Source organism: Methanospirillum sp. (assembly GCF_035406105.1).
GTDB lineage: Archaea > Halobacteriota > Methanomicrobia > Methanomicrobiales > Methanospirillaceae > Methanospirillum.
The window spans coordinates 1-9876 of the sequence record NZ_DAONKG010000081.1 but is presented as its reverse complement, the minus strand read 5'-3'; the positions used below and the strand labels follow the sequence as shown (position 1 = coordinate 9876).

The window sequence follows — 9876 nt, the reverse complement described above, 5'->3', positions numbered from 1 at the left end:
TACAGTGTATGCGTATGTAACTTTTATGAAATTGTAGGGGCGACATATAGGAGCAGGTTGATACGTGAATTCAGAAGTCCGAATTCTCCATGTGGATGATGAGCCGGTTATATGCGATTTGACAAAGCTCAGTCTTGAAAAAAACGGACGACTCAAGGTTGATGTAGTCCATTCAGCAGAAGAAGCACTCGAACGGATACGATCCGGATCATACTCATGTATCATATCTGATTATGAAATGCCCATCATGAACGGGCTTGATTTTTTAAAAGAAGTCCGAAGTATTGATCCTGATATCCCCTTTATCCTCTTTTCCGGCAGAGGACGTGAGGCAGTCATCATTGATGCAATTAATACCGGAGCGGATTTCTATATTCAGAAAGGGGGCGATCCAAAAGCTCTTTTTGCTGAACTTAACCATAAAGTCGAATATGCCATTCAACAGCGCAATACGCGCATGGCGTTAAAAAGAAGGGACGGAATTCTTGAAGCGGTCAGTCTGGTCGCAAACCTGTTTCTTGGAGGTGAGCCGTTTGAACGGGCATTACAGGAAGCAATTACCCTCTTTGGTCTGGCTACAGAAGTTGATACCGTCAGGCTGTTCGCATTACATTCAGATGGACCAGCTCATGATGCCCCCGCTCCCTCTTATGTACAGAATAAAGCCTCGTGGACACGGATTGCAATTCACCCTGATCCGTACGAGCAGTATATCAGATCTGAAAAAATTCCTGTAGACAATGGACTTTTAGACCGGCTCTCTAGAGGTGAGACACTTATTCTGAATGAATCAGAAATTCAGAAATATTATCTCTTCAACCAGGGATTAACCCCCAAATCCATTGCCATCTTTCCGGTTTTTGTCGATCAGAACGTCTGGGGAGTCTTATGGTTTACTGATTTCATGGGTGGGCGAATCTGGTCCGGAGTGGAGATTGATGCCCTTCTTGCAGCATCAGCCATGATAGGCTCGGCCATTCAGCAGGACCAGATGCGAAGATCGCTCATTCAGGCCAAGGAAAAATATGCATCTATGTATTCCCTGATGAGAAGATTATGTGATACCGTCCCTGATATCCTCTGGGCAAAAGACCAGGAGGGTTCTTTTCTTTTTGTGAATCAGGCCGGTGCAGATCTACTCAGTGCAGGGAATACTGATGACCTGGTTGGAAAAAAGGAAGAAGACTGTATTTGTGGCATACCTCATTCTTTCCAATCCGAAACGGGTCATACTATACTTCCCTCAAATGGAAGGTTTACCCTTAAAACCGGATCAGGGATTACAGAACTGGATATCCTTACGGTACCATTTGTGAACCATCAGGGAGAACCGATTGGTACCGTGACGCTGGGCAGGGATATCACCAGTATCTGTCAGATTAAGCAAGGTCTTGTGCGATCTAAAGAACGATATGAAAATATCATCCAGGCCATCCACATCGGTGTTATCGTCGTCTCAAAGGATGGGATTATCAAGGATGTCAATCCCCGTGCACAGGAATTGCTCAGTGTCAGCAAAGAGGAGATGATCGGTACCCCACTTCGGAAAAACAGGATCCTGCGTGAGATGGAATTATCTGACGCAGTTCGTGAAGTACTTCAGGGGGGGGCCGCCATCTCGTATCTGACCTCTCATACGATAACCGGAACAAAAGAAGATTTACATTGTATGGTTCGGTTACTCGTTCCAGAAAACGGAGGGGATGCAGAGGTTCTGATTACCATCGACCCCCATTACATCGAATAATCAGAGAAGGGACACGAGATCCCGAAGTACTGCAGCCGGATCTTCTGCCTTTACCACACTTGATGCGAGAAGAACACCGTCAGTTCCAAGATCAACTGCAGTCTTAACACACCGGCCTGAATGAATTCCCGCACCGGTAAGAACCCTGACATCTGGATTATATCTCTTTACAATTTCAACCGAACCGGTAATGATTTCAGGATTTGCTTCAGAAACAGAAATAGTACCCCCAATCAGCTCGGGAGGTTCGATAGCCACATAATCCGGGCCGAGTGCTGCAAGAGCTGCTGTCGTTGCCACATTATTTGAACAAACACAGGAGAGGAGTCCGGCACTTTTCAGGGCACTCACATTCCTCTCAATATCTGCAATCGTAAGACGATACTCAGAATGATTCACCAGTGATCCGATCGCCCCGGCAGCTTTTATTGCGGCAAGCGGCATCCGTCCGGTGTGAGCACCAGGATCGACCGGGTCGATATGCTGGGCAAATACCGGGATGTCATAATGGTGATGCACCGGATGGATATCAGTATAGAGCGGTGCCAGTGCAATAGTCACACCGGATTCATCAGTAACCTCACGAGCAGCCCTCGCGATCCGATGGGCGCCGTTTCCGATGGATTCTGAGTAGCATTTTAGGTTTACAAGGATCAGAGGGGTTTTCAGTGATTGTGATTTCATACGGCATTCATTGGTTGTAGTATTACTTATCAGTTCACAATAATGACTGCATGTGGTCTCTCCGGTGCACTTCAGACCCCGGATCGTATTTCAGATAGTCCTCTTCGGTATCCTGACCTGGTAATCCCTCCAAAACTTATCCTGAGAATCTGTTCCTTCAGCTCACGCACTTCGTCATCAGAAAGAGACGATTCAATCCTTCGTTTCCATATCCGTGTCATCTCTTTGGCATATTCACCTCCCCTCCCCCGGGCATCAATGATATACCATCTGATACCCATTCGGATAAGTGACGGATATTCATCAAAAAGACTGTGCTCAGAAGAGTTCAGGATATGACTTCGTCCTGCATGTTCACACCAGACCGGAAATGAAATTTTTTTCTCATCCTGAAGCAGGATGTATGCCTTATCGGTTATTGTAGCATAGGCACACAGATGATCCTCTGTGACCGCTGCCTCAAGAAGACCCTGACAACAGATGGCTGGTTCCGGACCGGTGTTGACCGGATATGCACGGACGATATCAGCAATCTCCTGTTCAGATAACTCCGGAGAGAGTGTACAGAACTCATACCGGTGACATGCACGGAGTGCAGCAGCATTTGTCACAGGAAGTCCATACCAGGATGAAATGTGTAATTCTGGGTTTACATTATGAATATATTCACCCATTCCTACTGCATCGACCAGATAGTGACGGATACCACGTGATGCCCAGTGGTCCAGATGACTCATGAACAGATCAACCTCGTTCTGTCTCATGACACCAGGGAGCACTATTCCGATGGATTGGTCACATTTTGAAAAATCATTAGGCCATTCAGGACTGGTCGTCCAGAGAAGATATACCCGGTCCGCACCATTTCTCAGAGCGATGTCAGCATCCGTTCCTGAAGATACAAGAACAACAAGCCGCGACTGCATTGGAACCGGTCCTGAAATGGATGCACCATCACAGGAAGGTCTGTTCTGTATCCTGTCACGGATCTCAACCATATCAGACCCTGGAATACCCGACTGAACAACTGCATCTTCTGCAGCCCTCAGTATCTCACGCCGGAGAGCGTTCAGAACACGGATAGGAGCAAACCATCCTTCTTCTCCTGAAATGGTAATATCTGAGAAGGAGAAGAGTGTGCCACCAGTCTTCATCAGATGCTCCCGGATCATCTCTTGTGTCAGTGATCGCGTTTTTGCAGGTGCTATGGTTTCCGGTCCCCTGCAGGTGAAAGCGTGTAGGTGTGATCGCCGGTCACGGACTGTCCCGGTCACCGATATGGTGCCATTTTCCGCAAATATGACCGAACAGGAGATGGAAAGAGACCCTTCATACCGGGCATCAGGGTCCGCGAGCAGATATGTAATATTCCGGTTCAGAACTCGCCGTCGTGTCAGAAAGACCGGCGAACCGGCTGATACCTGAAATGGTATCGAAAGTTCCATGATTCCATCCCGGATGATCGGATCATCACCAAGAACAAATCCTTCTCCCATCTGGTCACTAATAAAACCAAGTCCGTCACCCTTTTTTGGGATCAATGCAGACTCAAGGTGTATCCGTATCCTCCAGACATCAGCATCGATGACTGTTCCCAGATAGTATCCCTGATTTCCTGGAAAATTGCGCCCCATGACATCAGAATAATCTTCGCCACTGATATATCCGGAGGTAAACCCACGGGAGAAGGCAATCGCAAGATCAGCCATATCCATCGGATCAGGATGGAATGTGCCGGCTTTGATGGCATCCAGTGCTTTCCGATAAATGGACGTGACAGTTGCGACATATTCCGGCGATCGCATTCTGCCCTCTATTTTAAGTGCCCGAACCGGGAGGCGGACAATGGTATCAAGAACCGGATAAAGACAGAGATCTTTTGTTGAAAGAATATATGCGGGCTTGTTACGTGATTTTGTCCCGGTAATTCTTCCGTACTGATCGCACGTTCCTGTCATTATCCGGTACTGTTTCCGGCATGGCTGGGCACACATCCCCCGGTTCCCGCTTCTGCCCCCGACAAGAGATGAGAAGAGACAGCGGCCCGAATATGCATAACACAGTGCACCATGAACAAATACCTCAAGATCAACCTGATACCCGGATAATGAGTCAGCTATCTTCTGTATCTCATCGCTTTTGAGTTCCCGTGCCAGAACAATCCTTTTGCATCCGTTTTCTGCTGCATATTGTGCACTGGGAATATTGTGCACCCCCATCTGGGTGGATGCATGCAGGGTAAGATCCGGAATAAGGGTCCGAACACAGAATAATAGGCCGGTATCCTGAATCAGAACTGCATCAACACCAATTGAATAGAGAAATACCAGGTAATCCAATGCCTTAAGCATCTCCCTTTCCGTTATCAGAGTATTGACGGTGACATAGACCTCAATACCTCTGAGATGGGCATATCTGACTGCTTCTTTCAGCTGCTCATCAGTAAAATTGTCAGCAAACTGTCGGGCTCCAAACTGTCTGCCTCCAAGATAGATGGCATCGGCTCCGGCTGCACAAGCGGCAATGAGGGCATCGGGTGAACCGGCGGGTGCAAGGAGAAGAGGAAGATCACATTTCATACCAGAATCAGGACTCCGGTCTGCAGTCACGGCTGATCTTTCTTTGTTCAAGGAGGGCATCCATAAGAACAAGTGCCATCATCGCTTCAGCGACCGGCACAATCCGTACTGCAATACAGGGATCATGCCTTCCTGTGACCGAAATGGTCTGATCTTTTCCGTGGATATCAACGGTCTGCTGAAGTGACGTTATTGACGGCGTCGGCTTGACACTCAGTCTGACCAGAATATCCTGTCCTGATGATATCCCACCAAGGATACCACCGGCATTATTTGAACGATATCCGTCACTGGTCATCTGATCATTATGCTCTGAACCGGTCATGAATGCGGCACGGACGCCTGATCCGATCTCGACCGCCTTTACACCCCCGATACCCATGAGAGCATATGCAATAAGAGCATCTAACTTTCCAAATACCGGATCACCAAGGCCGGGAGGACACCCTGAAACCACAAGACTTACCACCCCACCGACTGAATCGCCCCTATCCCGTGCATCGCGTATCGTCTGCTCGATCTCATCAGGATCTGACTTCCCATGCACTGAACTCAGGATACCGGAGATGGTAATTCCTTCCTTTTTCAGATAACACCTGGCAACAGCGCCGGCTGCTACCCGTGCCGCTGTCTCCCGCCCGGAGCTTCGGCCGCCACCCCGGTGATCGCGTAGCCCGTATTTTTGAAAATACCCGCGGTCGGCATGACCGGGGCGGAATATTTCTTTTAGTTCATCATAATCTGAAGATCGCATCGAGGTGTTTGAGATAAGAAGACAGATAGGAGTTCCCAGCGTTTTTCCTTCAAACACCCCTGAGAGAATAGAGACTGAATCCGCCTCGTTTCGCGGTGTCACAAGGTCACTACTCCCGGGTCTTCTTTTATCCAGATATACCTGAATGTCATCCGCGGATAGTGGAAACCCGGGGGGGCATCCGTCAATGACAACACCGATTGCAACACCGTGGCTCTCGCCAAACGTGGTTACCCGAAAATTTCGTCCAAAGGTATTCATGCAAGCATCTCCCGAAGTCGAAAGACCGGTGTTTCAATACCAGTCAGAATACGAAACTGTTCGGCAAGCTGATGAATAAACATCTCGGTTCCAGGAATTACCGAGCATCCTGCAGCAAGAGCGGCCTGAAGAAGAGGCGTATCCCGAGGGGTATAGACCAGATCAAACACCTTCATCCCCGGATGCAGAACCGACGGAGGAATCGGAGTGTTTGGATCTGATCCCATACCAACCGGTGTTGCATTGATCACCAGATCCGGATGGAACTTTCCGATATCCTCCAGTACCCCAGTCTCTGCACCGGTCTTTCTCGCCAGATGCCCGGCCCGATCACGGTTCCTGTTCAGGATAACCGGAGTAAATCCACGCATCGAGACGGCATACACCGCTGCCGCTGCTGCACCACCCGCACCAAGAATGACAGCCGTATCTCCTTCTGTCCCCTCCAGAGGGCGGTATATCCCTTTCCAGTCGGTATTAAATCCGAATTTCTCCTCTTCCTGGATGAGAACGGTATTGACAGCACCGATTGACTCAGCATCATGTTTTATCTCATCAAGATAGGGAAGAATAGCCTCTTTATGAGGAATAGTAACGGAGAGACCACGGACACCGGTATTGGGAAGAGACTGGAGAAACGCTCCAGGATCTGGATGCTCGAACCAGGTATAATGAGCGGGCATCCCATAATCCGCAAAAAGACGATTGTATATTCCCGGACTTTTGCTATGCATGCAGGGATAACCGAAAATCCCATACAGGAAGATATCACGGTCATCAGATATTCGTTTGAGATGAATCTTCTCTCCTGATGGAATATCGGTTTTTATTACCGATGCAAAGAGTTCGCGCCTTTTTTGAGGATCACATATACCGTTTTCTATCTTATCCAAAACACGGAGAGCAGCCTCCTCAGCTGTTGTCATGCTTGTATCAACAACAATATCTGCAGCACTCCGGTACAGAGGCATTCGTTCGGACAAAATCTGTTCAATCTCTTCACGGGGAGAAAGACCGGTCAGAGAGGGACGGTCAGTCCTGTGAATTCTCTGATAGATGACATCAGGGTCAGATGTCAGAAGGATAACAATACTGTTCATCCGCAGCATCTGCACATTGGCTGGCCGTATGACCGCTCCCCCTCCTGTACTTATGATTCCTGCTCCGGACGGGATTCGTGCAATGACATGTTGTTCAATATCACGAAACCCCGCCTCACCTTCTGATTCAAATATCTGCGGAATCTTCTTTCCAGTGGTATCCTCAATCAGCTGATCCGTATCAAGATATCCTAGACCGGTCTTTTTGGAGAGCGCTCTCCCAATACTGCTTTTGCCTGTTCCCCGATATCCGATCAGGACAATACGGCGTTTTGCCATATCCGTCTCAATTCCTCCCAGAAACCTGGATATGATTTTGTCACACATCCTGCATCAAGGATTGTAACATCCCCAATAAAGCACCCGAGCAGGGCAAAACTCATCGCGGTCCGGTGATCATTCTCCGGGTGGATCGTTCCCCCGTAAAGCGGAGCAGGATAGATTGTTATTGCATCCTCCTCTGTTTTTACTCTTCCCCCTAGCATGGCAAGTCCCTTTGCAATCGCAGCTATCCGATCGCTCTCTTTCATTCGTAAGTGATGCACGCCGGTAATGGTGGTCGGCGTTGACGAGATTGCAGCGACCATGCAGACGGTCTGAACAATATCCGGACAATCACCCATATCAATCGTAACCCCGGTAAGGCACGTATCAGGTGAACGGGTAAGAGTTATTACATCTTGATCCTGTGTGATAATACACCCCATCATCTCCAGTATCTCTAAAATTCTCCGATCTCCCTGTGCGGAGTGCGGATTCAGCCCGGTGACGGTTGCAGAACCACCACAGATCGCGGCAAGGGCAAACCAGTACGACGATGATGAAAAATCTCCTTCAATGACATAGGTTCTTGGAGTATACCGCTTCCTGGAAGAGACGATAAAGACCGGTTCCCCCTGATCTCCCGTTGACACAAGAACCTCTGCACCAAATGCCTCCATGCTGTCAATCGTCATCAGAATATAGGGGAGTGAAACCGGATCACCAGTCAGATGAACAGATACATCATGATCTGCATACGGTGCTGCGATCAGAAGAGACGAGATAAACTGGCTTGAAATGCTCCCGTCAATACGCATCTGTCCTGCCGGAAACACCCCATCAATATGCACCGGCGGATAGCCAGGGGTTTTGAGATACGAAATCTTCCCGCCAGCTGCATTCAGGGTATCAATAAGCGGACCTAACGGGCGCTGCTGCATCCGTGCACTCCCGGTCAGAATGACTGGTCCGTCAGCAAGAAGGGACACGGCAGTCAGCAGTCTCATCGAAGTTCCTGAATCCTGAATGTTGATCTCCTGTGACGGTGCATTGAGGCGGCCTCCTCTTCCCTGTACCCGGATATTCTCCCTGCTCCAGTCCAGCCTGACTCCCAGCTGCATCAGCGCCCGTGCAGTCATTCGTGTATCATCTGCATCAAGCTGGCCGATGATCTCTGATTCACCATCAGCAAGAGCCGCAATGATAAGGGCACGATGCGTATAACTCTTTGAAGGAGGCGCGGCAACGGTAAAGGAAACCGGCCCGCATCTTCCAATCGTCATCTGCATGGATTATCTCCGGTCAGATGGTAACACCCAAGATGTTTTACCCGGCTTATGGTCCGGATACGTTCAATTGCCTCTTTCCAGTTCCCTTCGCATTGCAAATCAATAAAGAAGACATAATTTCCCATACATCTCTTGGAGGGTCGAGATTCGATTCTAGTCAGATTAACGCCGGTCTCCTTGAAGGGACTTAAGAGATCATACAGCAGCCCTGCCCGGTTTTCTCCCGGATCAACGATAATACTGCATTTTTCTGGATGCTCTTCTATACCTGGGTCTTTTCTGATTACAATGAACCGGGTTACATTATCAGGATTATTCTCAATATTTTCAGCAAGCACCGGTATCCCTGAACGCTCCGCTAGCGTTCGTGACAGTATTGCTGCAGAGCCGGATCGTTCCTTCTGTGCATGGGCACTTGCGGCATTACTCTCGGTATGAATGACCGGAACTCCGAGATCATCAATATATCTGCTGCATTGCTCATGACTCTGCGGATGAGCAAAAATCACCGTGATTTTATCAAGAGGAGTATCGGATGCAAGGGTATGATGGACCGGCAGGTACCGCTCTTCAGAGATGAATACCGGGTGCTGCATAAGCCCGTCCATGGTGGCAGTAACCCCTCCTGCCTCACTATTTTCAAGGGGAACAAGTCCGGGTATACCGGTATCAAGGACACGGGCGAATACCCTGCTGATTGTCGGGACCAGTATGATATCACTATCCATCATTTGTGCCAGATCATGAGAGAATGTCCCTTCCGGGCCAAGAGTAATGATCGTCACTGATTCACCATCGTCTGAATAAGGTGATCGGTCTCACGCTGGGCCTGATCACAGAACGGACCGAACCATTCACGAGATGCAAGAAATTCGCGGGTAAACGCATCATGATCCCCGGCTGTTACCATACTGAATATCTCAGTAAAAGCCTGGTTACACATTTCAAGGACGGACGGCACCTCCGGATTCATACAGAGAATATCCGCATAGAGCTCCGGATTTTGTGCAAGCAGTCTGCCAGCGATCCCGGTCTCTATCCGGTATACCGGACTCATGAATAACTCGGTATCTGCAGGAGAAATGCCCAGTCTTCTCATGGTGCCTGCAAGCAGAATTGCCTTGAAATGAGTCAGCCCCTGAATGACGGCCATCATCCGATCATGCTGTTCAGGCGTTGTCACGGTTACTCTGGCACCCTG

8 protein-coding genes are annotated in these 9876 nt (G+C 48.9%); 1 reads left to right on the top strand and 7 read right to left on the bottom strand.

The window, feature by feature from the left end; genetic code table 11:
* The first annotated feature begins 64 nt into the window (after positions 1-64).
* Positions 65-1747 (top strand): response regulator, encoded by a 1683-nt coding sequence (locus PLA23_RS06385; protein WP_324474496.1) that lies wholly within the window; start codon positions 65-67, stop codon positions 1745-1747.
* Here PLA23_RS06385 and tpiA read toward each other — a convergent pair whose 3' ends face one another.
* The 7 genes from tpiA to PLA23_RS06350 form a co-directional block, all read right to left on the bottom strand.
* Positions 1748-2431 carry a triose-phosphate isomerase gene (gene tpiA, locus PLA23_RS06380; protein WP_324474495.1) on the bottom strand — a complete coding sequence of 228 codons (684 nt, stop codon included), beginning with the start codon at positions 2429-2431 and terminating at the stop codon, positions 1748-1750.
* Between the two features lie 71 nt (positions 2432-2502).
* Positions 2503-5010 carry a U32 family peptidase gene (locus PLA23_RS06375; protein WP_324474494.1) on the bottom strand — a complete coding sequence of 836 codons (2508 nt, stop codon included), beginning with the start codon at positions 5008-5010 and terminating at the stop codon, positions 2503-2505.
* 7 nt (positions 5011-5017) lie between these two features.
* Entirely contained in the window at positions 5018-6025 is a 1008-nt protein-coding gene (locus tag PLA23_RS06370) for a chorismate synthase (protein WP_324328718.1), read from the bottom strand.
* The gene (gene aroE, locus PLA23_RS06365; protein WP_324474492.1) at positions 6022-7404 is read right to left on the bottom strand and encodes a shikimate dehydrogenase; all 1383 of its coding nucleotides are present in this window, start codon (positions 7402-7404) and stop codon (positions 6022-6024) included. Before aroE ends, PLA23_RS06370 begins: the two co-directional genes overlap by 4 nt.
* Positions 7380-8675 (bottom strand): 3-phosphoshikimate 1-carboxyvinyltransferase, encoded by a 1296-nt coding sequence (gene aroA / locus PLA23_RS06360; protein WP_324474490.1) that lies wholly within the window; start codon positions 8673-8675, stop codon positions 7380-7382. Before aroA ends, aroE begins: the two co-directional genes overlap by 25 nt.
* The gene (locus PLA23_RS06355; RefSeq protein ID WP_324328712.1) at positions 8666-9460 is read right to left on the bottom strand and encodes a prephenate dehydratase; all 795 of its coding nucleotides are present in this window, start codon (positions 9458-9460) and stop codon (positions 8666-8668) included. Before PLA23_RS06355 ends, aroA begins: the two co-directional genes overlap by 10 nt.
* Positions 9457-9876: prephenate dehydrogenase dimerization domain-containing protein (locus PLA23_RS06350; RefSeq protein ID WP_324474488.1), on the bottom strand; the 420-nt coding region annotated here is incomplete at its 5' end. The genes PLA23_RS06355 and PLA23_RS06350, both read right to left, overlap by 4 nt.

Bases quoted from the DNA above. Each gene is read 5' to 3' on its own strand.
- aroA (WP_324474490.1), bottom strand. From the start codon at position 8,675: ATGCAGATGACGATTGGAAGATGCGGGCCGGTTTCCTTTACCGTTGCC.
- aroE (WP_324474492.1), bottom strand. From the start codon at position 7,404: ATGGCAAAACGCCGTATTGTCCTGATCGGATATCGGGGAACAGGCAAA.
- tpiA (WP_324474495.1), bottom strand. From the start codon at position 2,431: ATGAAATCACAATCACTGAAAACCCCTCTGATCCTTGTAAACCTAAAA.
- PLA23_RS06370 (WP_324328718.1), bottom strand. From the start codon at position 6,025: ATGAATACCTTTGGACGAAATTTTCGGGTAACCACGTTTGGCGAGAGC.
- PLA23_RS06375 (WP_324474494.1), bottom strand. From the start codon at position 5,010: ATGAAATGTGATCTTCCTCTTCTCCTTGCACCCGCCGGTTCACCCGAT.